This is a genomic window from Chryseobacterium sp. TB1-D10 (assembly GCF_059803555.1).
The window spans coordinates 125,021-147,768 of sequence record NZ_JAPFHB010000007.1 but is presented as its reverse complement, the minus strand read 5'-3'; the positions used below and the strand labels follow the sequence as shown (position 1 = coordinate 147,768).

General features: G+C 35.9%; 19 protein-coding genes and 1 tRNA gene. 7 read left to right on the top strand and 13 right to left on the bottom strand.

What is annotated here, in order from left to right:
* Positions 1-42 precede the first annotated feature (42 nt).
* Positions 43-117: transfer RNA gene (locus OPU68_RS11085), tRNA-Val, on the top strand.
* A gap of 82 nt (positions 118-199) precedes the next feature.
* On the opposite strand, the gene OPU68_RS11080 is transcribed toward OPU68_RS11085, so the two are convergent.
* Complete coding sequence (locus OPU68_RS11080) at positions 200-1,390, bottom strand: condensation domain-containing protein (RefSeq protein WP_498474047.1); 1,191 nt, start codon at positions 1,388-1,390, stop codon at positions 200-202.
* Between the two features lie 762 nt (positions 1,391-2,152).
* On the opposite strand from OPU68_RS11080, the gene OPU68_RS11075 reads away from it, so the two are divergent.
* Together OPU68_RS11075 and OPU68_RS11070 are read left to right on the top strand one after the other, a co-directional pair.
* The gene (locus tag OPU68_RS11075; RefSeq protein WP_498474046.1) at positions 2,153-3,061 is read left to right on the top strand and encodes an alpha/beta fold hydrolase; all 909 of its coding nucleotides are present in this window, start codon (positions 2,153-2,155) and stop codon (positions 3,059-3,061) included.
* A 97-nt stretch (positions 3,062-3,158) separates the two neighbouring features.
* A complete protein-coding gene (locus OPU68_RS11070; protein ID WP_498474045.1) occupies positions 3,159-4,040 on the top strand; it encodes a helix-turn-helix domain-containing protein in 882 nt (293 codons plus the stop codon).
* Positions 4,041-4,047: 7 nt separating this feature from the next.
* Here the strand turns inward: OPU68_RS11070 and OPU68_RS11065 are convergent, their stop codons facing one another.
* Positions 4,048-4,413 (bottom strand): CoA-binding protein, encoded by a 366-nt coding sequence (locus tag OPU68_RS11065; protein ID WP_498474044.1) that lies wholly within the window; start codon positions 4,411-4,413, stop codon positions 4,048-4,050.
* A gap of 378 nt (positions 4,414-4,791) precedes the next feature.
* On the opposite strand from OPU68_RS11065, the gene OPU68_RS11060 reads away from it, so the two are divergent.
* Positions 4,792-5,259, top strand: a complete 468-nt coding sequence (locus OPU68_RS11060) for a VanZ family protein (RefSeq protein ID WP_498474043.1) — start codon at positions 4,792-4,794, stop codon at positions 5,257-5,259.
* Here the strand turns inward: OPU68_RS11060 and OPU68_RS11055 are convergent.
* The 4 genes from OPU68_RS11055 to pepT are packed head-to-tail and all read right to left on the bottom strand — an operon-like array spanning position 5,231 to position 8,798.
* Positions 5,231-6,136, bottom strand: a complete 906-nt coding sequence (locus OPU68_RS11055; protein WP_498474042.1) for a glycosyltransferase family 2 protein — start codon at positions 6,134-6,136, stop codon at positions 5,231-5,233. The genes OPU68_RS11060 and OPU68_RS11055 overlap by 29 nt on opposite strands.
* Entirely contained in the window at positions 6,133-7,098 is a 966-nt protein-coding gene (locus OPU68_RS11050; protein ID WP_498474041.1) for a glycosyltransferase family 9 protein, read from the bottom strand. Before OPU68_RS11050 ends, OPU68_RS11055 begins: the two co-directional genes overlap by 4 nt.
* Positions 7,099-7,518: a SufE family protein gene (locus OPU68_RS11045; protein ID WP_498474040.1), complete on the bottom strand. Its 420-nt coding sequence runs from the start codon at positions 7,516-7,518 to the stop codon at positions 7,099-7,101.
* Between the two features lie 29 nt (positions 7,519-7,547).
* On the bottom strand, positions 7,548-8,798 hold the full coding sequence (pepT, locus tag OPU68_RS11040) for a peptidase T (RefSeq protein WP_498474039.1): 1,251 nt from the start codon (positions 8,796-8,798) through the stop codon (positions 7,548-7,550).
* Positions 8,799-9,126: 328 nt separating this feature from the next.
* Here pepT and OPU68_RS11035 point away from each other — a divergent pair, with 328 nt between their 5' ends.
* Both OPU68_RS11035 and OPU68_RS11030 read left to right on the top strand, forming a co-directional pair.
* Positions 9,127-9,975 carry a hydroxymethylglutaryl-CoA lyase gene (locus OPU68_RS11035; protein WP_498474038.1) on the top strand — a complete coding sequence of 283 codons (849 nt, stop codon included), beginning with the start codon at positions 9,127-9,129 and terminating at the stop codon, positions 9,973-9,975.
* Between the two features lie 117 nt (positions 9,976-10,092).
* Positions 10,093-10,497 carry an OsmC family protein gene (locus OPU68_RS11030; RefSeq protein ID WP_498474037.1) on the top strand — a complete coding sequence of 135 codons (405 nt, stop codon included), beginning with the start codon at positions 10,093-10,095 and terminating at the stop codon, positions 10,495-10,497.
* Between the two features lie 389 nt (positions 10,498-10,886).
* On the opposite strand, the gene pckA is transcribed toward OPU68_RS11030, so the two are convergent.
* The 6 genes from pckA to OPU68_RS11000 all read right to left on the bottom strand — a co-directional run bounded on the left by pckA (position 10,887) and on the right by OPU68_RS11000 (position 20,272).
* On the bottom strand, positions 10,887-12,500 hold the full coding sequence (gene pckA, locus OPU68_RS11025) for a phosphoenolpyruvate carboxykinase (ATP) (protein ID WP_498474036.1): 1,614 nt from the start codon (positions 12,498-12,500) through the stop codon (positions 10,887-10,889).
* Positions 12,501-12,618: 118 nt separating this feature from the next.
* Positions 12,619-13,521, bottom strand: a complete 903-nt coding sequence (locus OPU68_RS11020) for a GYDIA family GHMP kinase (protein ID WP_498474035.1) — start codon at positions 13,519-13,521, stop codon at positions 12,619-12,621.
* Positions 13,522-13,694: 173 nt separating this feature from the next.
* Positions 13,695-14,570, bottom strand: coding sequence for an ACP S-malonyltransferase (gene fabD / locus OPU68_RS11015; protein WP_498474034.1), 876 nt, complete (start codon positions 14,568-14,570; stop codon positions 13,695-13,697).
* Between the two features lie 33 nt (positions 14,571-14,603).
* Positions 14,604-16,580, bottom strand: a complete 1,977-nt coding sequence (locus OPU68_RS11010; RefSeq protein ID WP_498474033.1) for a LysM peptidoglycan-binding domain-containing protein — start codon at positions 16,578-16,580, stop codon at positions 14,604-14,606.
* Positions 16,581-16,617: 37 nt separating this feature from the next.
* On the bottom strand, positions 16,618-18,192 hold the full coding sequence (gene bshC / locus OPU68_RS11005) for a bacillithiol biosynthesis cysteine-adding enzyme BshC (protein WP_498474032.1): 1,575 nt from the start codon (positions 18,190-18,192) through the stop codon (positions 16,618-16,620).
* 157 nt (positions 18,193-18,349) lie between these two features.
* On the bottom strand, positions 18,350-20,272 hold the full coding sequence (locus OPU68_RS11000) for a putative porin (protein WP_498474031.1): 1,923 nt from the start codon (positions 20,270-20,272) through the stop codon (positions 18,350-18,352).
* A gap of 130 nt (positions 20,273-20,402) precedes the next feature.
* On the opposite strand from OPU68_RS11000, the gene OPU68_RS10995 reads away from it, so the two are divergent.
* Positions 20,403-21,074 (top strand): hypothetical protein, encoded by a 672-nt coding sequence (locus OPU68_RS10995; RefSeq protein WP_498474030.1) that lies wholly within the window; start codon positions 20,403-20,405, stop codon positions 21,072-21,074.
* An 84-nt stretch (positions 21,075-21,158) separates the two neighbouring features.
* Here OPU68_RS10995 and OPU68_RS10990 read toward each other — a convergent pair whose 3' ends face one another.
* Positions 21,159-22,739, bottom strand: a complete 1,581-nt coding sequence (locus OPU68_RS10990; RefSeq protein WP_498474029.1) for a RagB/SusD family nutrient uptake outer membrane protein — start codon at positions 22,737-22,739, stop codon at positions 21,159-21,161.
* Positions 22,740-22,748: the final 9 nt, after the last annotated feature.

Genomic DNA, 22,748 nt, shown 5'->3' with positions numbered 1-22,748 from the left:
AGTTGTATATTTGCACCACTCAAAACGGTAAGCCGTTCAGTGGGGCTCTTAGCTCAGTTGGTTCAGAGCATCTGGTTTACACCCAGAGGGTCGGGGGTTCGAATCCCTCAGGGCCCACAAAACAAATAAAGCCACTGTTTTCAGTGGCTTTATTTGTTTTACCATCTCTTTCATTTACCATAATTCAAACTTGGGGACTCTAACCACAAGCATTTTCCAGAATACCCTGCACCTCTCTAAGTATTCCTGCTATTGGATGATCACTTGTATTGGTAAGACAAAGCTGACCATTGGTGGTTATGGCTCCAATAGTCTGTTCCATCCCCTTACCTGATCGTACCATAGGACCATAAACCGATTTTAGCTTAAGTTTTCCAAAATCACTGTCATACTTTACCCTAACCAGATTTGTAACCATGATTTGATGATTGAACGCTTCTTTTAAGATATTAATCATCTGCGGTATATCACTACTGTTAAAAGTTAGCTTTCTGAAAAAATCGATATAATTTTCTACGTGTTCCGCTTTTTCAGTTCCCCTCAGACCTTCTTTTGCAAATCTGGCAATATCCCAAGAGGAAAGATTTTGCGCATTCTCAAAATATACCGGATGTGTCGTAATGTTCAGTCCGAAATTGTCATCCATTTGCAGAGCACTCCTTGTACAGATAGGAGAAATCAATTCAATTTTTTTGTCAGTCCACTCACTGCGAAGCTTTCTGACAGCAATTACCGCTGCTGCGCAAATTGCACCGTGCACAGTTGTACCTTTCAGGCGGGATCTCTCCAGGATTTTTGAAGTACTTTCAAAAGAAAACTTGATACTCTCAACCTTTGGATAGGCTGGCTCAATTTTTTTAAAGATGTAAGGCACAGTTTCAACATCTTTATTAGCGATATCATCAGGGAATCCCAGCTTTTCATCGTTAGACTTTTGCTGAGGCAGTGTTTCCAGCTTCTTACCTGTAGCTGCATTTAGTAAATCTCTGAATAAAAAATTAAGTGAACCGCCATCCGCCAATGTATGGTTTGCCACCAGGATCAATACGGTATTTTCTGGTTTTTGAATTAAAACAATCCGTAAGAGCGGACCCTTGTCGGTATCGAATCTTATTGCCAATTCTTTTTCAACTTCTTGTTCCCATCTGAAGTCATTTTCTACATCCAGTACACGAAGTGGAATAATTAATGAGTCTTTGTACTCCAGAATAGGTCTGTTAAATTCATCCATTTTGATTCTTGCCGAAAGATTCTGATGTCTCTTCTGCACCTGAGTAATGGCCAATCGCCAGGCAGCAACAGACACCTTGCCTTCCACCTCTGCAGCCAAGGCAAAGTCTTTGGAGTCGATCTGATCCAGTAACCAGAATGTTTTTTCGAATGCACCCAAGGTGCGTTTTTTTTGATTTGTCATTTTTTGAAAACTTTTTAATTGATACTCATTTTTCGAAGGGTTCTAAATTGACACGCCAATTATTTCAGCGAGACAAAATTCTCCTGTGCAAAAGTCCATAAAGGTCACTGTATGGGAAATGGATATAATTCGGTTACTATGGTAGATTTTTCCTTTCGAAATCCGGTAATACAAACATTGTCTAATGATGACAGGCATTAAAAAACAGAATTAATAAAATGAAATCCAGTTATTAAATTTTATCTGAGCCTTTTATGAATGGTTTCTCTAAAATAGCATAAGGGAATAATTTATCCAGTTACGAATCTTTATTCCATACTTGTGAAAAAGTAACATACTTCCTAAATTTCACAAGACTTTTCGAAAAGCCGTAATAAATGATTGAACAAGAGAACCTCAAATATAAAATAGGAAATATATACAAATCGCAATTTATTATTTGTTTTTAAACGGTCAAGTCAAATTTTGGAATAAGCTCCAAGGAAATCCCTCTTAAACAAAACACAAATTATTGTTTTTCAATTAATTAATATTTTTTTACATTTGATATTTCAATGCGAATCTACTATTGAGATCAATTTTAAAAGAGGTAATTTTTCATTTATCGATTATAGTACATTCTGACATAGGGAAAAATATACAATAAACTCATCTAATTATCCATTTCATCGATTAGTTGTTCTGCCCATCTTTGCAATGTAATTATTCAACTAAATATTAACATTAATTAGAAACAAAATGAAAACAATTATTTCAACTTTAGTCCTGCTTTGTGCAATTATTTTTAACCAATCAGCATTTGCACAGTCAAAGAGACCAGTTGCATCCGCCGGAAGATCGGAGTTTGTAGAGGTTGAGCCTAATGTGAAGCTTCATGTTACAGATCTTGGTAATGGTCAACCCATTGTACTGATACACGGATGGCCATTAAATGACGCAATGTATGAATATCAGTACCAATATTTTGTAGAGAAAGGCTTCCGGGTAATCGGAATCTCACTGAGAGGCTTTGGAAAATCAGACAGACCTTACGGCAAATATGATTTTGATGTTTTTTCCGATGACATCAAAGTGGTAATGGAAAAATTAAAAATAAACAATGCTGTCCTGGGCGGATTTTCTATGGGCGGTGCTGTTGTCCTTCACTATATGGACAAATACAATGGTGCCCACGTAGGCAAACTTGCGCTCTTTGCAGCTGCTGCTCCATCTTGGAAACAGCGCGAAGGTTTTCAATATGGCGCTTCAGATGAGGCTGCTGCAGGATTAATCCAAACCACAAAAACCAACAGACAGCAATTGATTGCCGATTTTGGAAAAGCTTTCGGAGCTTCTGAAAATTCAATCTCTCCGGAAATGTCACAATGGCTGGCAAGTATCAATGCTGATGCTTCACCGTATGCAACTACACAATCAATAATTGCACTGCGTGATCTTGACCTTCGCCCGGCATTATCAAAAATAAAAGTTCCAGTTGCCATCTTCCACGGAACTAAGGATAAATTATGTGATTTTGTCTTTGCAGAACAGCTGCATAAAGGCATCAAAAATTCATATATCGTGAAATTTGAAAAAAGCGGACATGCTTTATTCATAGAAGAAATGGAAAAATTCAATACAGAACTAGAAAAGTTTGCAAGAAAATAATCCTTACTTGTCTTTACTTTCATAAGTTTTCCAGACCTTTAAATTAACAACTGAGCTTGTCCCTAACACGGACAGGCTTTTAACACCAAGAGCTAAGATGAAACAACATATTTTTGATGTAAGCCTAAAGAAAATAGGTATGGTGCTGGTGGACAGCAAAAGCCTGGATGTGATTAATTCCGAAGCTTACCAGTCGTACATCAAAGTTCTGTATCTGTCGAAAGACTGTAAGATCAAGGTAGATTTTAAAGTATATGAAACTGCAGGTCCTTCTCTATTTTTTATAAGCCCGAACCAGATGCTGAGTATTGAAGAACTTTGTGATCAACCGGGTCATCTTATCTTTTATAATCAGGATTTTTACTGCATCCAGATTCATGATGATGAGGTGGCGTGTGACGGGCTGCTGTACAACAACATTCATAATATGCCGATGACAGCAGTGCCTCATCCCGAATCTGAATTTATAAATAATTTATTTTTTCAGATCGAAAATGAGTTTATTTTGAATGAATCCTCACAGGAAGAAATGCTCCGTACTTACCTTAAACAGCTTTTCATTAAGTCCACAAGGCTATGGAAATTGCAGCATCTGAATAGTAACTTGGCTCAGCACAATCATGATATTGAATTTTTCAGACGATTTACCCAACTGGTTGAGGCAAATTACAAAGAAAAACACAGCGTTGCAGACTACGCCGATATACTTGCTATTGCCCCAAAAACTTTGACCCATAAATTTAAGCGGATGAATCTGCCTCAGCCTAATGAAATCATCAAAAGCCGTATTATTTTGGAAGCCAAAAGACTCTTGATTTATACTCCTAAAAGTGCCAAGGAGATTGCCTATGATCTGGGCTATGAAGATCCTGCCTATTTCAGCCGACTCTTTTTTATAAAAACAGGAGATACACCTTTAGGCTTTAAAACCAAATACCTTAACCATCAAGGCGCTGAGGTGGAGGATTTTAAAAGCTGAATTTACATTAATATTGATCTAATGATAACAAGACCAATGTACAGGCATTTTCTGTAGCGATGCCACTTGCGTTGGCCAGTTTTTGAAGTTCGTCATTTTCTGTACCTGGGTTGAAAATGATTCGTTTTGGATTTGTTTTAAGGATATAATCGTACAAATCTTTCTGCTTTTCGGGACCGATATAAATTGTAATCGTATGAATATCTGTATAGATCACTTCAGCCATTTCAATTGGAACTCCGGCAACTTTTCCGGATTTTAATCCGATATTAATTATAGAATAACCGTAACAGATGGGTCGCCCCGCAGCCAAATATGCATATTTTGTAGAATCTGTTGTGGCTCCCAATATTAACGTCTTCTTGTTGATCATAATTATTTTTTATACGGCATGCAAAATTTGTCACAAATGCTGTATTTTAAAATAGACAAAAGCAGTAATCTATGGCATATCTTTCCTGACTTGTATTCGTTCCAATGAAACCAAAAGCCATAATTAAGACATGAAAAGTTGCAGGAAACATGTGAACTTTCATTTTTAAAAAGAAGTCACAACTCATATTTCTTAAAATTTTCTTAATTTATTAACCTATAATTAATATAAATGTTAAAGTTTTTATAATAAAATTAATCAATTGTTTAACTTTCGATTTTAGGAAAGATTTTTGATGTGTGTTGCAGATAAAATTATAAAAACATATATGGTGTAGAAAAACTCCTTTTTTTATTACTAATCCTCAAAAGGAAACCTATGAAAAGATATTATGCAGTGTTACTACCCATCTACACTTTCTTTCTGTTATACATGATGTTTTACGGTTGCGGAAGACATCCGGAGTTAGGTATTTTGCAACTTAATCCGCTTCAAAGCATTACCTACTTTTTACGATACAATGATTTTTTCTCGCAAAAATTTATGGTCAATATCGTAGGGAATATATTGGTATTTATTCCTTTTGGCTGGTTAGGATTATTAATTAAAAGACTGAACAATCTACCGCTTTTGTTTTTTCTTTTTATCTGTGGAATTTCTTTGATAGAATTGACTCAATATTATACAGCAAGAGGAACAGCAGATATAGATGATGTTTTCTTAAATACTTTTGGAATGCTTGTGGGCTATTACGCCTTCAAACTTGCGACTTTGCTGAATGTTGCTAATATTGGATTGGAGCTTAGTTATGAGCAAATTAAATCACCTTATTCATATAACCAATAAGCTGGCCCAATTTATAAAGATCCAAAAGCCTCAATGAAGAATTTCCGGTTAGCAGTTTTTTTTCAATTTGGGATTTCAATAAGTTATATATCAGCCTGTAAATATATATAGTCCCAGTTTTCTTCATAATGAGATATGCCTTTGCTAATCTGATTTGTGACACTTTTTTGAAATTTTGATCCGTCATAATCAATTGCGCCAGACTCTTTGCCGACTGATCAGCTTTTGATAGAAAAACAATATTATTTTCCACATCATTATTAAAAATAGCATTATCGATATGATCAATTTTGATCTGATGATCGCACAGATCTTTGGAAAAAACAAGATCTTCATATCCGTATTGCGTAATCGCTTCATTGAATTGGATTTTCTGTAAAATAGATTTTTTAACAACGAAATTATTGGTTTGAAAATCTAAATACGGCTCCTTAAGACGTTGTTTTACAGGCAGATTCTCTCTCTCTGTTGCAAATTTCCATCGCAATCCGTATTCCGAAGGTGGTTTTACTTTACTTACCTTTCTGCCTCCAAAAATGACATCCGGATTTCGCCTGTTAATGAAATCAAAATAGGTTTTTAGAAAATTTTTATGAATGACTTTTCCGTCGCAATCCAGGAAAAGTAAATATTCTGACTGAGCATATTTTAAGAATGAATTTCGGATTTTAGATCGTCCAATATTTTCTTTTAGAAAAATAAATTGACTTACTTTCTCCTCCAAATTTTTGTTGATTGACCAAAATTCTTTACCAGAAGCGTCATCTATCAGAATAATTTCTGCGTCCAAAAGGTCAGCACTGATTTGATCATAAAGGTCATTAACCAATTGATTAACATCGAAATTAAAAACAGGAATACAAATACTTAGCTTCATATTCTGTCGATAATTTTCTGAATATTAAGTTCCTCAAGACATGCATAATCTCCCCGGAAACATTCCTTATCGCCAAAAACCGAACAAGGCCTGCACGACAGATCTTTGACGTGGACAATATCATCCTCGCTTTGTCCATAACCCAAAAAACCTGCAAAATGATGGGTAGATCCCCAAACAGAAACGCATCTGGTTCCCATAAGGCTTGCCAAATGCATATTTGCCGAATCCATAGAAATCATTGTTTCCAATTCTGAGATTTTCTGTAATTCTTCCTTCAGAGATAATTTTCCGGAAAGGCTCAATGTATTGGGAATTTGACTTTCCCATTTTCGCAGGATTTCGTCTTCTTCTTTTCCACCGCCAAAGAAATAGATTTTATGTTTTTTTGCAAGAATCCTCGCCAATTCAAAAGACTTCTCCAAAGGCATCATTTTACCCTTGTGCTGAGCAAAAGGCGCAAAACCAATTCCACTTTTTTCGTTGGAAGTCGAGCGGTATTTATGTGATAATTCCAAGGAGAAACCCATTTTGCGAAAAACGTCTGCATAGCGTTCCACAGTTCTTTTAAGTGGTTTTTTATCTAGATTCCAAACATTGGTCAATTTCTCCTTTTCCTCCTTGCCTTTGTTGATTTTAAAAACTTTGTAACGGTGCCTTTTGAAAATAGAATTCACCATCTTTGTTCTTATCACATCATGAAGATCAGCAACGTAATCCGGTTTGAAATCCTTGATCAGCTGTCTCGTCAATTTTCTGATACCAAAAACGCCTTTGTAATCATCAAAGCTGATGCCTTTAAAAGTAAGTCTTGGATGACCAGTAAAAAGATCTCTAAAATGTTCTCTGCTGATAAATATTATTTCTACATCAGGATTCTGCTCCAGAAACTCGATGCAGACAGGAACGGTCATCGCGACATCTCCAAATGCGGAAAAACGATATGCTAAAATAGTCTTCACCTACTTCTTTAGTTGAAATGCAACTGCGTAAAATTTGATTTGTTTTGTCATAGCCATTAGCCCATTAGCTCTGGATGGCGAGAGAAATTCCTGCAATCCGATTTGTGAAATAAAATCAAAATCAGAATCCAGGATTTCCTGCGTAGAATGTCCACTGTAAATTCTTACCAGAAGCGAAACGATTCCTTTCGGCAGAATCCCGTCAGAATCCGCATTGAAGAACAATTTCCCATCTTTATGTTCTGCATCTATCCATACTTTGGACTGGCAGCCCCGGATGAGATTGTCATTTGTTTTTTTATCTTCAGGAAGTCCTTTCAGTTCCTTTCCTAAGTCTATGATATATTCGTATTTCTGCTCCCAATCTTCCAGAAAGGAGAATTCTTCTACTAATTCTTGTTGATTTTCTTTGATTGTCATTCAGAATTTTATTTGATTTAATGAATCAATTACTTTACCAATTGTGCAATTTGAACGATAACGTTAACTGCGGCAATCATGCTCTCCAAAGGTACGAATTCGTAAGGACCATGGAAATTATGTCCTCCAGCGAATATATTTGGACAAGGTAATCCCATGTAAGATAATTGCGCACCATCAGTTCCTCCCCGGATGGCTTTGATCTTAGGTTCAACACCTGCATTTTTTAATGCTTGTTCAGCAATATCAATGATGTGCATTTTGCCTTCGAATTGTTTTTTCATATTAAGATATTGCGGTTTGATTTCTATCTCAGCCGTTTTCTCTCCATATTTTTGGTTGATTGCCTGTACTTTTTCAGTGATTATTTTTTTTCTTTCTTCGAATTTCTGATCGTCGTGGTCGCGGATGATATATTGAAGTTTAGCTTCGGAAACATCACCTTCGAAATCTGTCAAGTGAAAAAATCCTTCAAAACCTTTTGTTGTTGCCGGTGTTTCATTTTCTGGTAATGAACTGATAAACTCTGAAGCCACCAATCCTGCATTCAGCATTTTACCGAATGAATAACCTGGATGAACAGATAATCCGTGGATTTTTACAACTGCCCCTGCGGCGTTGAAGTTTTCATATTCTAACTCCCCTATTTCGCCGCCATCCATTGTGTAAGCCCACTCTGCTCCGAACTTTTCTACATCAAAATGATGCGCACCTCTTCCAATTTCCTCATCCGGATTGAATCCGATTGAAATACGTCCGTGTTTGATTTGAGGATTTGCTAAAAGAAATTCTGCGGCTGTTACAATCTCTGCAACACCGGCTTTGTCATCGGCACTCAATAATGTGGTTCCGTCTGTCGTGATGATGGTTTGTCCGATGTATTTTTTTAAAGCTTCAAATTTGGTTGAAGACAATGTAAATCCTGTTTCTTTATTTAATAGCAAATCTTCGCCGTCATAATTTTCCCAGATCTGCGGATTCACATTCTCGCCATTAAAATCGGGAGAAGAGTCGTAATGGGCAATGAATCCAACTTGTGGAACGGTTTCCTCAATATTGGAAGGAATGAATCCAAAAATATAGCCTTTGTCATCGATACTGACGTCTTCCAAACCGAGTTCCTGCAATTCTTTGTGAAGGTAATTCGCAATATCCCACTGTCTTTCCGTAGAAGGCGTGGTCTCGCTTTCTGCGTCGCTGGTTGAAAATATCTTGATGTATGTGATGAATCTGTTCAGGAGTTTTTCTTTCCAAACGCCGTCCAATTGGATGTTTTCCATATAATTTGCTATATCTCCGCAAAGTTATATATTTATGGAGTGAACAACAAACAATTCGTGACAGAGTTGAAAGATGAATAGAATAGAAAACTTCTAAGTTCATTGAAAATTTGTTATTTCCTGTAATTGCAGCCCGACTTGAGCGGAAATCCTTTTTTGCGTGGTCCAAAAGTTCTATTGAAATGGAAATTTTCTGCAAAAAAGATTGACTTCGTCGAACCACTCCGTTAGGTTTGGGAGTGGAAGGCGGAAAAGCTGCCATAAAAAAACAATAAATAGCTTTCGACGAAGTCAAATAGCTGCCCAAATTAAATTTAAAAATAGACAAATGTTCTTAACCGAATGTCCTAGAGACGCGATGCAAGGCTGGGGAGAAATGATTCCCACGCAAACGAAGATAGATTACATCAACAGGCTGATGGAAGTCGGTTTTGATGTGCTGGATTGCGGCAGCTTTGTGAACCCGAAAACGATGCCTCAAATGGCGGATTCCGGAACTGTGCTGGACGAAATTGATAAATCTCTTTCCAATACGAAACTATCCGTAATTGTGGCCAATCTTAAAGGTGCAGAAAAGGCATTAAGTCATGAGCAGGTTGATATTTTGGGATTCCCGTTTTCTATTTCAGAAACATTTCAACATCGGAATACTAATAAAAGTCGAGAAGAAGCTTTTTCTGAAGTTGTACAAATTCTGGAATTAGCAAAATCTGAAAGCCGACAACTGAATCTTTATTTTTCTATGGCATTCGGGAATCCTTATGGCGAAAGCTGGAAATGGGAAGATGTGGATTTTTGGGCGAAACGTTTTGAAGAAATCGGCATTAAAGATATTTTACTTTCTGACACAACAGGCGTTGGGAATGTTGAGAAAATTTCGCTTTTGTTTAATAAAATTCCTTCAAAATATCCTGAGATTAATTTCGGAGCCCATTTCCATAATCGGTATGAGGATTCTTACATCAAATTAAAAGCAGCTTATGATGAAGGCTGCAGGAGGTTTGACAGTGCAATAAAAGGCATTGGCGGCTGTCCTATGGCGAAGGATGATCTGGTTGGAAATATGCCGACGGAGAAGGTTTTTACTTTTATGTCATCGGAGAAATTAGATATTCATCAGAATCTACTTCATTTTGAAAGTGCTTACAATATGGCGAAGGATATTTTTCATTTTTAGATTGATGAATCAAATATAAATTTTATCATATTTTGACAATAATTAATATTTGAAATTTAGAAATCCGAAAAAATGGCGTAAATTTATTACAGAAAAACAAATTAAAAAACTATCGTTATGACTTCAAAAACAACTTACTTAGGCGACTCAAAAATTGAATCTGTACACGAAGCTTCTGGCGAAGTTTTCTCAACTTATGTTCCTTCTAACGACTTCACTGTAAGAGAACATTTTTCTCCAACAGATATTTTTGCAACGGCATTGGCAGAAAGTGCGTTTGCATCCCTCGTAGTTTTGGGGAAAGACAGACACGTTGATATTACAGGAGCGACTTGCGAACTTAAAAAAACAATGTATTTTGAACCAAGAAGAATTGGTGAGATTTTCGCAGTATTCAAATTTCCAAAATCTTATACAGCAGAAGAGCAGGATTTTATCGAGCATACGGTAAAGAATAGCGCAGTTTATCTGAGCTTGCATCCGGACATCAAGAAAATATTACTTTTTGAATATAAAGATTAAAAACAAAATCCCGTAGATCAAATCGGAGCCAAAAGATTAGACAAAATTATTAGAGGAAAGAGTTAGGTACTGTACCGGACTCTTTTTTTAGTTTAATTATATCTGTCGAGATTGTATATTAATACCAAAAAGTTCTTATTTGGAATCAATGCTGCCCGACTTCCTTTATTTTATCTGTAATCATTATTTTAAAATGCGAGCCACCGTTTTATCCAAAGCACCCCCTACTGATCCTATTTTTATTACGAGATAATCAAGAATCTCATCTTTACAAATCTTTAAACTCTAAACCATATTTTGATATTCCCATAAAAAAATACCCCAAAAAAGTTAAACACTTTTTGGGGCAGTTCATTTATTCAAGCATTTGATTTACAACTATTTATTTTCTAATCCTGATGAACTTTTGACAAAACCGGACCAGAAGAAATCAGTTCACGAGCTTCATCATTATCGGCAAATTGCTCAAAATATTTGATGTATTTTTTTGCCAAATCTTTAGCTTTCTTCTCCCAATCAGAATTATTCTCGTAAGTATCTCTGGGATCCAAAATATGTTCGGAAACATTCGGAAGAGAAGTGGGGAATTCCAGATTCATAATTGGAACGTGATCTGTTTCGGCTTTATCAATGCTTCCATCTATGATTGCATCTATGATTGCTCTTGTATCTTTCAACGAAATTCTTTTGCCTGTTCCGTTCCAGCCGGTGTTTACCAAATAAGCTTTTGCATTGTGCTCTTTCATTTTTCCAATCAAAGTTTTGGAATACATTGTTGGATGAAGCGTCAAAAATGCCTCACCGAATGCCGGAGAAAAAGATGGCGTCGGTTCTGTGATTCCGAGTTCTGTTCCTGCTAATTTGGAAGTATATCCGCAAAGGAAATGATATTGTGCCTGGCATTCTGTTAAAATTGAAACCGGCGGTAAAACTCCAAATGCATCAGCAGAAAGATAAATAATCTTACTTGCGTGGCCAGCTTTCGATGGCAATACAATCTTGCTGATGTGATAAATTGGATAGGAAACTCTTGTATTTTCTGTGATAGATCCGTCGGCATAATCTACATTTCCTTGGTCATCTGTTACAACATTTTCCAAAAGTGCATCTCTTTTTATTGCGCCATAAATATCCGGTTCTTTTTCCTTGCTAAGGTCAATCACTTTTGCATAACAGCCACCTTCATAATTGAAAACACCGTTGTTGTCCCAGCCGTGTTCATCATCGCCAATCAAATATCGTTTTGGATCTGCGGAAAGTGTCGTTTTTCCTGTTCCGGAAAGTCCGAAGAAAACGGCAACATCGCCTTTCTCACCAACGTTTGCAGAGCAGTGCATTGACGCCATTCCTTTCAGCGGAAGGTAATAATTCATAATGGCGAACATTCCTTTTTTCATTTCACCGCCGTACCAAGTTCCGCCGATGATCTGCATTTTCTTGGTCAAGTCAAACATTACGAAAACTTCGGAGTTTAATCCTTGTTGTTCCCAGTTTGGATTTACGGATTCGGAAGAATTAATCACTACAAAATCCGGCTCACCATAGTTCTGAAGATCATAATGAGAAGGACGGATGAACATATTCATCACAAAATGCGCTTGCCAAGCCACTTTGGTTACGAATCTTACTTTAAGTCTTGTATCTTCGTTTGATCCGCAGTAAGTATCGACCACGTAAATACTTTCATCGGAAAGATCTTTGGTGACAATGTCTTTCAGCTCATCAAAAATTTCCACGGTTGTAGGGCGGTTGATGGTTCCATCCCACCAGATCGTATCCTGCGTAACTTTGTCATTCACGATGTATCTATCTTTTGGAGATCTGCCTGTGAAAATCCCTGTTTTTACTGCAACTGCTCCCGATTTAGTCAAAACTCCTTTGGCAAAGCCGGAATTTTTAGGATCCATTTCTGCCTGGAAAATTTCTTCGTAAGTAGGATTGTGGAAGATTTCTTTGGGATTGAAAATGCCTTGACGTTCAAGATAAGATTTTAGCTTGTCCATTTTTAATTTTTTTTGAAGATTAAAGGTGTTGGGACAAATGTAAAAATATCAGCGAACTATGAAAGTTTTTATTAACTGATTTTCATCAGTTTAAAATTTATTCATAAATAATTAATAATCAATCAATTAAATCTTGCCAAGAAAATATTTTATCGAAACCTTGTGTTTTAAAATAGGCTTCATAATCTCCAAATTTGGACGTGAGAACGAAATCTCCACCCCAAGCGCCCAAACTTTTGACAAAGCTGGGACAGTTTTGGAAATATTTTTCTTTTACAGTTGCAATTCCAAGAAAATCGGAAAGTTTTTCTTCGTGAAGAGTCATCAATTGTGAAAATTCTTCTAAAGTTCGGCTTTTGACAATCGTTTTAGTTAATTCAGAATATTGATTGATTAATTCCGTTGAAGTCGGTTTTGATTTGTAATGAGAAATTCCTTCCCGCGTATCTTGTTTTTGATTGAGATGAATGAATATCAACTCATCTTTGAAAATTGGATCAAAAATCACTTTCTCATAAACTCTTTCCGGAAAACGGCTGTACAAAATTGCAGATTTCTCTTTCGCCACTGCAACGTCGTATCCACTTCCGCCAAGACTTATTTCATTAAGGACAAAAGGATCGATTTCCGCCCATTCGCCGAGATTGCTCATCAAAGTAGAACTGCTTCCTAACCCAAAATCTGGTGGAAACTGCAGATTGGTTTTAAGCTGATAAGAAGTATTAGATTTAAATTTAATATCAGAAAGGTCCTGAACATTTTTCAGAACTTTCAGGATGAACTCAGATGCTTTTTGATTATTAGTTTCGAGGATTTCCCAATTTTGATAGTCAATGATTGTTTCCAGCCACAATTGGTTTTGATGAAAAGCATTCCAGTAGATCAACGATTTGCTATCATTTTCTTCAGTAAAAAAAAACTCTTGTCCTAGCTTTGTGGAAACAGCCAGGACAAGAGCACCATCAACAGCAACATATTCTGAGGTCAGCATCAATTTACCGGGAGAAAAAATTCTCTTCATACGTGCTGTTCAATTTTAATTTATAAAGAACTCTAGAAAATTAACGTGTCGCTCCTTCAGAGCTTTTTCTAAAAGGAACCATCATTTTCTACAAACATTCCACTCCTTCGGAGCTTTTAAAAAAAGATGTTCAATCAATTTCTAAAGACATTTTATTCTTAGAAGCTAAAAAATTACATCGCTGAAGCTACGGAAACTTCCGGATTGATTTTCTTAATCAAACCTTGAAGTGTCTTTCCAGGTCCAACTTCGATGAAATTACTTGCGCCGTCTTTAATCATATTCTGCACACTTTGCGTCCATTTTACAGGACCTGTCAATTGTGCAATCAGATTCTTTTTAATTTCTTCCGGATCAGAAACCGCAGTTGTAGTAATATTCTGATAAACCGGAATTGTCGCTTTTCGGAAATTAGTTTTTTCTATTGCAGCTGCCAATCTCTCCTGAGCAGGCATCATCAAAGGTGAGTGGAAAGCGCCATTCACAGGCAAGATCAAAGCTCTTTTTGCGCCAGCCGCTTTCAAAGCTTCACAAGCTTTTTCCACGGAAGTTGTTTCGCCGGAAATCACCAATTGTCCAGGACAGTTGTAATTCGCAGGAACCACGATTCCTTCAATCTCAGCGCAAATCTCCTCTACTTTAGAATCTTCCAAACCAAGAATTGCTGCCATAGAACTTGGATTGATGTCGCAAGCCATTTGCATTGCCTTTGCTCTTTCGTAAACCAACTTCAGTCCGTCTTCAAAAGACAAAACGCCATTGGCAACCAAAGCGGAAAATTCTCCTAAAGAATGTCCGGCAACCATTTCTGCGCCCAAACCATTGGCCACTTTAACTGTTGCAACAGAATGTAAAAATATCGCAGGCTGAGTAACGCTGGTTTTTTTGAGGTCTTCATCTGTTCCGCTGAACATTATAGAAACGAGGTCAAAACCAAGAATCTCATTGGCAGAATCCATCAAGTCTTTCACATCTTTTCGGGAGTCATACAATTCTTTTCCCATTCCTACATATTGTGAACCCTGACCAGGAAATACAAGTGCTTTCATTTAATTATATCTAAATCTTATTAACTTTTTAAATTATTGCATCAATCTAACTACTCTGTAACCATTGTTGATATATGCCCCATTTGGTTTCGCTTTTACAAATTCGAATTTTGTTGCAAGCTGAGTTTGCGATTTATTGATTTGTTTAAAAATTTCTCCTTTCTTGTTTTCTCTTGTTAGCATATCATTCATCACATCAAAACCAATAACAGCGTATTTGGAAGGTGCTTTGCAGTATTTTGCTTTGTAATCTGCAAGAATTTCTTTTTCAAAATCGCCGTCATAATTGATTTTTCTGTCCATCAGATAAACCAGACTTGCTTTGGAAAGATCATCTACATTTTTCTCAAAACTTGCATTGTAAAACATACTGAACGCTTTCACGCCTTCCGTCTGCTTTCCTAAAGCAATAATTTTAGAAGCGAATGCACTTCCGGCAGACTCGTCATCATCCGCCAAAACTGCGATTACAGGAACAGATTGTCCTGTCATCATATTATTTTCCAGCTGAATATCATTGGATGAATTCACGATCACAACGTTTGCTTTTGGTAGAGATTTTTCCAAACCAGCTTTGATCGCATTAGCGTTTGCTTTGGAATTATCTGCAACAATGTATATTTTCTGATCCTGATAAACCTGCGCTACTTCCTTCACGATTCTGTCTGAATATACAGAGTTTTCCGTTTCGATAATAATCAGATTATTATAATCAAAAAGATCCTCAGAATTCGCAAAAGGTGCAACTACAGGGATTTTTTTGTCGTTCACATAATTAAGAACTTCCAAAATACTTGATTTGAAAAACGGTCCAACAATGAGATCGGTATTATCCTGATTGATCTGAGAAAGACTATTTTTAAAAGTATTCTCGTTTCCGGCGTCTACAACTTTGATGTCCAGTTTTTGTCCGCTTTTCGCATTTCTTTCAGCGGCCAATTTAGCACCAGTCAGGAAATCCATAGACATTGTTCTATACTTGGCATCATTAGCATCAAAACCGAAAGGCAACATCAAAACGACGCTCAAGACATCACCTGATTTTTTGGAATACATCGGATCCTGCTTTTTGATCTTCAGAGTCATTCCGGCTTTTAGTCCGTCAACTAGATTTGGATTAAGTGAAATCAACTGATCCAAAGTCACGTTGAAATGGTTCATAATGCTGAACATTGTGTCGCCACTTTGAACGCTGTAAGTCACATAGTCATCCTCCGAAGTAGAAGTATTTCCTGAAGCTGAAGACGTTGCACTTGGTGCAGAAGTCTGATTTGAAGCAACAGTTTTTGTTACCGGAGCAGAGGTGCTATTATTCTGAGAATTATCCTCAACATTAATCATTTCAGAACCTGAAACTTTGATGGTTTCGCCAGGTTTCAAACCTGTAGTTTCCAAGCCTGGATTGAGTGCAAATAATTGTTTCTGGGTCAGATTGAACTGCTTGGAAATTTTGTAGTAATTATCTTTTGCCTGAACAACATATAAACCTTTTCCAGCTTGAGACGTTAAAGTCTCCGTTTTTGTAGCAGGGTTTGTTTCAGCAATAGTTGTTGTTTGAGTAATATTGGCAGAAGAACCCGAATACTTTTGAATATTATCCAATGGTAAAGTGATCTTATCCCCGATTTTCAGATGAGAATCCAATTCTGGATTAAGTTTTCTGAGATCAGCTTCGGAGATTTTGTATTGTTTTGTAATGCCGTAAACGGTTTGTTTTGGCTGCAGGATAATTGTTCCTGTTTTCCCAGATGTGGACACAACAGTCGTTGGCGTTACTTTTGTCGTTACAGTTTTTGCTGAACTTCCAGTTTTAGCCACTATCAAAACATCACCAATCTTCAAACCTCCGTCTTTTTTGGACGGATTCAATTTGTACAATTCATCGATGGACAAACCGTATTGTTTGGAAATCCCGTAAGGCGTTTCTTTTGGCGCAACAGTATGCGTTTTCTGTGCGGATAAGCCCAAGAAGGCAATAACTGCGGATAAAATGAAAATTTTGTTTATCATTCTTTTTTAATAATGATACAAAAATAATGCTTTCAGATTAAATGGGCGAAATTATTAATTCGGATTTTTGAACATTCATTTTTTGGTAGGAATCATCAATCCATTGCTTGCCAAAATCTGCGTAGAACACACTGAAATTGAAAACTCTCTCCTGCCAGTTTCCGCCTGGATGGACTTTCAGAAACAAGTTTTGCATCTGATCAAATCTTTCGGACTGTTTTATTTTTTCAGCTTTCAGAAGGCGTTTCTGCATTCTTCGGAAAGATTTTAATTGTCGTGTTTCTTCTGCTTCTACTAAGTTCAAGAATGTTTTTTCTGTTTCAGAAGCTTTGATTTTAAGTTCTGAAAATGAACCGATTAATTGCAGCTCTTTTTCTGTAAGAAGCAATTTGATATCGTTGTTCTCAAGAATTTTCTGATTCAAAACTTCGGCAAAATTTTCGAAAAAGTTTTCTATTTTCAGTCCGGATTTTTCTATTTTTCTGATCGTTTTTTCTTCGAGAAATAACATTGAATTTCTTGGAACCAAAATAGGAAACGGAAGATTGATGGACTCGAAATGATCTTTCAACTCAATCCAATACATAATCTCAGCATTTCCGCCAACATAAGCCAGATTTGGCAAAACCGATTCCTGATAAGCCGGACGAAGAACCGCATTGGGACTGAATTTCTCGGGATGGTTTTCCAATTCGTCCATAATTTCTTCCTGAGAAAATTTCAAATCCGTGTCGAGAATAAAATATTCTTCATTGATTTTCTCAATTCGATTTCTGGTTTCTGAAAGATAGAATAGATTGATTTCTCTCGGATTGACCTGAACTTTATGATATTTTTTTTCAAGGAATTCTCTCTGAGTTTTTGTAGTTTCAAAGAGTTGGTTTGATACTAATTCTTTCCTGAAAATATCTTTGATCTGAGATTTTAACGCTTTGGAATTGCCATCTATAGTCAATAATCCGTAATCTGCAAATAATTGATTTACGAGGTAACGAATTGCCTGTGTGTGTGAATTTCCTTTCTTATAAGCATTTTTTATCCAAAGAATCAACTCGGTTCCGTAGAGATTATCTTTGAACTCTTTCTCAAATTCCTGAATGAAATATTGATCCTCGATTTTAATATTTCCAACATCACGTCCTGCGTTTCCTTTGATCTCGTAATAATGTTCGCGCGTTTTGAAATGATCTATCTCTTCAAAATCGTGATCTTCTGTAGCCATCCAAAATATGGGAACGAAATTGTGAATCGGGAAATTTGATTTTAAGAATTCTACGGTCTTTATGGTTTGCAAAATTTTGTAAACGAAGAAAACCGGACCTGTAAAAAGATTGAGCTGATGTCCCGTTGTAATCGTGAATGTCCTGTTTTCCTTTAGTAAGAAAAGGTTCTCTAATTGCTTAGGCGATAATTGCTCTTCTTGGTTTTGTGAAATGATGGTGTTGTAAAGAACTTCTCTTTTCTCATCAGAAAATGAATTTTGTTTTTCAGCAATTTGATTTTTGAAGTTTTCCAGATCAAAAACTTTATTCTGAAATCCGTCCAGTTTCTGTCCTAAAAAATCTTTGATGAGTTTTGGAATGCTGTTTATATTTTCGAAATCGATATTCATTGTTAGATGGTGGAAGTTAAAATTTGGATAACAAATCTTGTTTCTGTTTAGATTTGCAGCCCGACTTGAGTGAAAATCCTTTTTTGTGGCTGGAAAAGGTAGGCAAAAAAGATTGGGAACGGAAGGCGGAAATAGCTGCCATAATTATCATTCAAAATTAATGGAAAAGATACCACACAACGCCTAAATTTAGTCTGAAATCATATATCGGATAATTTGGCGATGTGAAGGATTTGTTCTGCATAAAAGTCTGGTTGATATGTTGCCCCTCTATGTAAAAATACATCCGCTTGACTCTCATGTTGAAATAGACATCTGCAATCGGCTGTCCGCCAATTGAATACCCATTTGTTCCTGGTAAAATATATTCGTTCAGAATTGGCGAATATTCTCTGGATGCAAATTTTGAGAAATAGTAAACTTTGACTCCAACCTGCACTTCCGCTGCTTTTTTGAACGCCGGCGCCTGATAAAACAAATTAATTCTACCAATAAAATCAGGCATTGGCAAAAGATCCTGGTTGTTCAATGCTTTTTGGAACATTACTTTTCCGTTCAGATTGAACTTGCCGTATTTCACTGTACTTTCTCCGCCAATTTGGGAAATGTTGAGTGATGAAGAACTCTGTTGTGGCAGAGAACTGCTGTTGAAGTAGGTGTAATTATCGATCTTGAAAAAATCTACAAACAGTTTTGTATCAAACCATTTTGCTAATCTTACTGTTCCCCCGAGTTGAGTAACTATTTCGTTGTTGGGATTTTGAAGGTAATAATTGTAATCCAGATAATGTGAAGAATTTACCAGATAATTAAAGCTAGGGTAAGCCGACTGGAAATTGACTCTTCCTTCTACAAGATAATCTTTGATTGGTTCAAAAACCAGAAGGTTTGTTGTTCTAATATAATCTCCGAACTGTGAACCTTTGGAGATCTCCAGGAAAGATTTCAGTTGGATTTTGTCCAGCAATTTGATTTGCAAATTTCCGACAGCACCGATTCTCTGTTCTTTGAAATAGCCCGGAATATTTAATAATGGATATGCATTTTTGTTTCCGAATGTCAAATACTGATGGCGAAATCCTGCATCTAATTTGAATTTCTCATTATCCCAAACCAAACTGAAAGTATTGCTTAGATTGTTTGTGAACTTTTTGTTGTAGAGCGGAAAATTTGTAATGCTTTCGGAATTGAAAAATTCGGTGTCTGGTGTAGTCTCGGAAAAATAATATTTGTTTCCCTGATGGTAAATCGTGTGTCTAAGTTTGAAAGGATATTTTGCAGGATCAAAAGGGGAAAATTCTTGGCTGAAGTAATATCTTCTGTAAGAATAACGGGATTCTGCGCCTGTTAAATTGGTTTCTATATTTTGTCTATTGCTTAAGTTATCATCTCCACTAAGAAAAGCATCGATATCTGCAACGCCGCCATTCTCCTGATTGTTGATATTCTGATGAATGTAATGCGCATAAGCTTCATATTTGCCATTATTTGAAATATAGTGTCCGCTGAAAATAGTATTATTACTGGATGCAAGGCTATTTGTGTAAAATCCCTGAGACCTAAGTCCCATATATTCTAAGGCAAAGTTGAAATTTTTGCCGATATTTTGAGTATAGGTTGTTTGAAGTTGACCACCATTTTTCATGGCGTTGTTATAGAAAAAAGTTGTCGTTGGGGTTTTGACATCGTAATAATTGATGTCATTTTCGCCTTTGATGTAGAACGATTTATTTTCCGGGAGAAGATTTAGGTTTTGTTCAGCATTTTTTTCGTAGATCAAATTTTGAAATCCAGAACCTACGTTGGACGATGGAATCTTACCAAAATTGTCTTTTTTATTGTATTGGGTAACGATGTATGATCTATCAATTGTAAACGTAGTATCATAGATTTTCTTTTCAGAAAACCTGGTTTTAACTTGGTAATCGTTGATTGTAGGTTTGTAGATCTCCATTGAGTCTTTCTCTCCGGAGTCTACTTTCAGGGTATCTGAAGAAATTTTGTTGGAGTCTGTTTTGTTTACCTGTTGTCCATTTATAAAAACACTTAAAACAAATGACAGTAAAAATAAATATTTCATCAAGGAAATTTGAGTACAAAAATAGTAGTTATTTTTGTATTGACTAAGGATTTTTGTATTCTCATTTTTGTGTTCTAAAAAAAGCAAAAAATAATTACTATATTTATAGCCACAAATAAAATCCACGAAAATGAAGAAACTATTATTTTCAATTATTGTGTTAAACAATATATACATTAGTTCTCAATCTGCAATTATGAGAATGTTAGATTCGGATCCCAGAATTGCTGCGACTTTGAGAAACAATAATGTCTATGATCCAAATAAAAGTAATAATTCTATTGCTGGTAATCCTTACAGTTCTACAGAATTTTTAAATGGAAATATTCCGAGCATTAATGCTAATATTATTTTTAAAATTAACGCTTATAAAGATGTGATTGAATTTAAGGATGGAAATAATATATACGAACTACCTAAAGATGTTACCTATTCTCCTATTATTCTAAATGACAATACAAAAATAATTCTAGCTAGCGGGAATGATGGAAATTTAGGTTATTATTCTGAACTTTACCAAAATAACAGTGTATCACTACTAAAAAAATATAAAGTAAATCTATTAGAAGCAAAACCGACTGACGGGTATAGAGAGGCAACAGCTCCCAAATTTTCATCACTCAAAACAGATTATTTTTTAAAAACCGATCAAAATATTATCGAGTTTCCTAAAAGTAAGAAAGATCTGCTTGCAAAATACCCTAGTAATCCTAATTTGGAACAATTTATTAAAAAAAATGGATCATTTATAAAAGATGAGAATGCAATGAAAGAAATTGCAAAAATAATTTCTGAGAAATAATTAGTTCCATTTGCAGAGTTTATAAAACAAAAAAGAAAGCCGAAGAATTGTATTCTTCGGCTTTCTTTTTGCAATGCCATAAAATTAAGGAGTTGTTTTATAACCTGGATTTTGTTGGATTACTTGATTTGCTTGCAATTCCGTTCGTGGAACTGGCAAAGTAAATCTATAATCATCAATAGGTATTGTCAAAGGATCATTTTTAGTAAAATCATCAACAATACTTCTATCAATACTAACTCCGGCTGCAGCACCAAGTCTTTTTAGATCAATATATCTATGACCTTCAAAACAAAGCTCAGCTCTCCTCTCTAATAAGATATCAGCTAAAGCATCTTTAACAGAAGTATAAATAGGTATTACAGTAGCACCCTTATAACTTCTAGCATCTCGTATAGCTTTAATGTACCCAGCAGCTGCAGTAAAATTACTTTCGCCCACAGCACACTCTGCCAATATAAAATACATTTCTGATAGTCTAAAAACTTTAATATCATTTCTTAAAATAACACCTGTCTTCCCAGGATATTTGTCTATAACTAAAGCATCATCACGTTTATAGTCAGGTATAGTCAAATAATTTGCATTAATCCTAGAAGTCGGATCAACGTAAGCATATTTTCTAATATCTCCAACTTTACTATTCAAAATATTAAATAGATTTCTTCCCATATCATAATTAGATCCACTAACAGTTGACGAGTTTGTAGCGAAAAGTGAGGCAATATTTTCCCACGTACCTACTGTCGGCCTACTCAACGAGAATATAACTTCTCCTCTATCAGTATCTTGTAGCATTCTTGTGTAAGAATTCGTTGTTGTGTAGGCATTTATACCTCTATGCCAAGCATTTCCAAAAGTGCTTTCCGGTTGTGTGCCCGTAGGAGTTGGAACAGGAGTTGCAACTGTTAGAATCAAGCCCGATTCTGAAATTACTTTCTGTGCATACTGCTTGGCCAACGCATATTTTTTTGTATATAAATAATATCTAGCTTTCGTAGCATAAATCATTGATTTTGTAACAAAATATTTAGAATTATACCTGTCTGAGGTTGTTAGAATGTTACTTTCTGCAAAGTTAAGATCAGATTCAATTACACTATAAATTTCAGCATTTGTACTTCTCGGTAATTGTTCTGAGAACGTCGGAATATGATCCAATAATATTACCCCTAATGCATTCGGGTCTGAAATGTTTGTTGAATAAAGTGATAAAAGTTCTAAATATGCGAATGCTCTCAATGCACGTGCTTCAGCTAAATACGAATTGTAAGCAGCTAGCTCAGAAGTAGCAGGAACAATTTTTTTCGCTCCATCCAGCAACCTTAAAACCCTATTTATCACATAGTAATTATTACCCCAAATACCTGATGCTTCAGGTGTTGTTGTATCTAAATAAAACTGATGAATTCCTGTCCCAAAGCTTGAATTAGATGGTCCAATACCTGTTTCATCTGTAAATAAGGCTGTAAAACTGATTTTGTCAGTTTGAGATATAGTATTATATATATCTCCATCCAATACTCTCTGTAAATCTGAAGTAGATTTGTAGACATTATCATTTGTCAATTCTCCTTCTTGAATAATATCTAGAGCATCACTACATGAGCTCAGGGATGTTATTGCAATAGAGCAAAAAATTATTTTTATAATATGCTTTTTCATTGTATTCTT

Excerpts from the sequence above, each read along its gene's own strand:
- OPU68_RS11075 (WP_498474046.1), top strand. The coding sequence starts at position 2,153 with ATGAAAACAATTATTTCAACTTTAGTCCTGCTTTGTGCAATTATTTTT.
- OPU68_RS11070 (WP_498474045.1), top strand. The coding sequence starts at position 3,159 with ATGAAACAACATATTTTTGATGTAAGCCTAAAGAAAATAGGTATGGTG.
- OPU68_RS11065 (WP_498474044.1), bottom strand. The coding sequence starts at position 4,413 with ATGATCAACAAGAAGACGTTAATATTGGGAGCCACAACAGATTCTACA.
- OPU68_RS11060 (WP_498474043.1), top strand. The coding sequence starts at position 4,792 with ATGAAAAGATATTATGCAGTGTTACTACCCATCTACACTTTCTTTCTG.
- OPU68_RS11055 (WP_498474042.1), bottom strand. The coding sequence starts at position 6,136 with ATGAAGCTAAGTATTTGTATTCCTGTTTTTAATTTCGATGTTAATCAA.
- OPU68_RS11045 (WP_498474040.1), bottom strand. The coding sequence starts at position 7,518 with ATGACAATCAAAGAAAATCAACAAGAATTAGTAGAAGAATTCTCCTTT.
- pepT (WP_498474039.1), bottom strand. The coding sequence starts at position 8,798 with ATGGAAAACATCCAATTGGACGGCGTTTGGAAAGAAAAACTCCTGAAC.
- OPU68_RS11035 (WP_498474038.1), top strand. The coding sequence starts at position 9,127 with ATGTTCTTAACCGAATGTCCTAGAGACGCGATGCAAGGCTGGGGAGAA.
- OPU68_RS11030 (WP_498474037.1), top strand. The coding sequence starts at position 10,093 with ATGACTTCAAAAACAACTTACTTAGGCGACTCAAAAATTGAATCTGTA.
- pckA (WP_498474036.1), bottom strand. The coding sequence starts at position 12,500 with ATGGACAAGCTAAAATCTTATCTTGAACGTCAAGGCATTTTCAATCCC.
- OPU68_RS11020 (WP_498474035.1), bottom strand. The coding sequence starts at position 13,521 with ATGAAGAGAATTTTTTCTCCCGGTAAATTGATGCTGACCTCAGAATAT.
- fabD (WP_498474034.1), bottom strand. The coding sequence starts at position 14,570 with ATGAAAGCACTTGTATTTCCTGGTCAGGGTTCACAATATGTAGGAATG.
- OPU68_RS11010 (WP_498474033.1), bottom strand. The coding sequence starts at position 16,580 with ATGATAAACAAAATTTTCATTTTATCCGCAGTTATTGCCTTCTTGGGC.
- bshC (WP_498474032.1), bottom strand. The coding sequence starts at position 18,192 with ATGAATATCGATTTCGAAAATATAAACAGCATTCCAAAACTCATCAAA.
- OPU68_RS11000 (WP_498474031.1), bottom strand. The coding sequence starts at position 20,272 with ATGAAATATTTATTTTTACTGTCATTTGTTTTAAGTGTTTTTATAAAT.
- OPU68_RS10995 (WP_498474030.1), top strand. The coding sequence starts at position 20,403 with ATGAAGAAACTATTATTTTCAATTATTGTGTTAAACAATATATACATT.
- OPU68_RS10990 (WP_498474029.1), bottom strand. The coding sequence starts at position 22,739 with ATGAAAAAGCATATTATAAAAATAATTTTTTGCTCTATTGCAATAACA.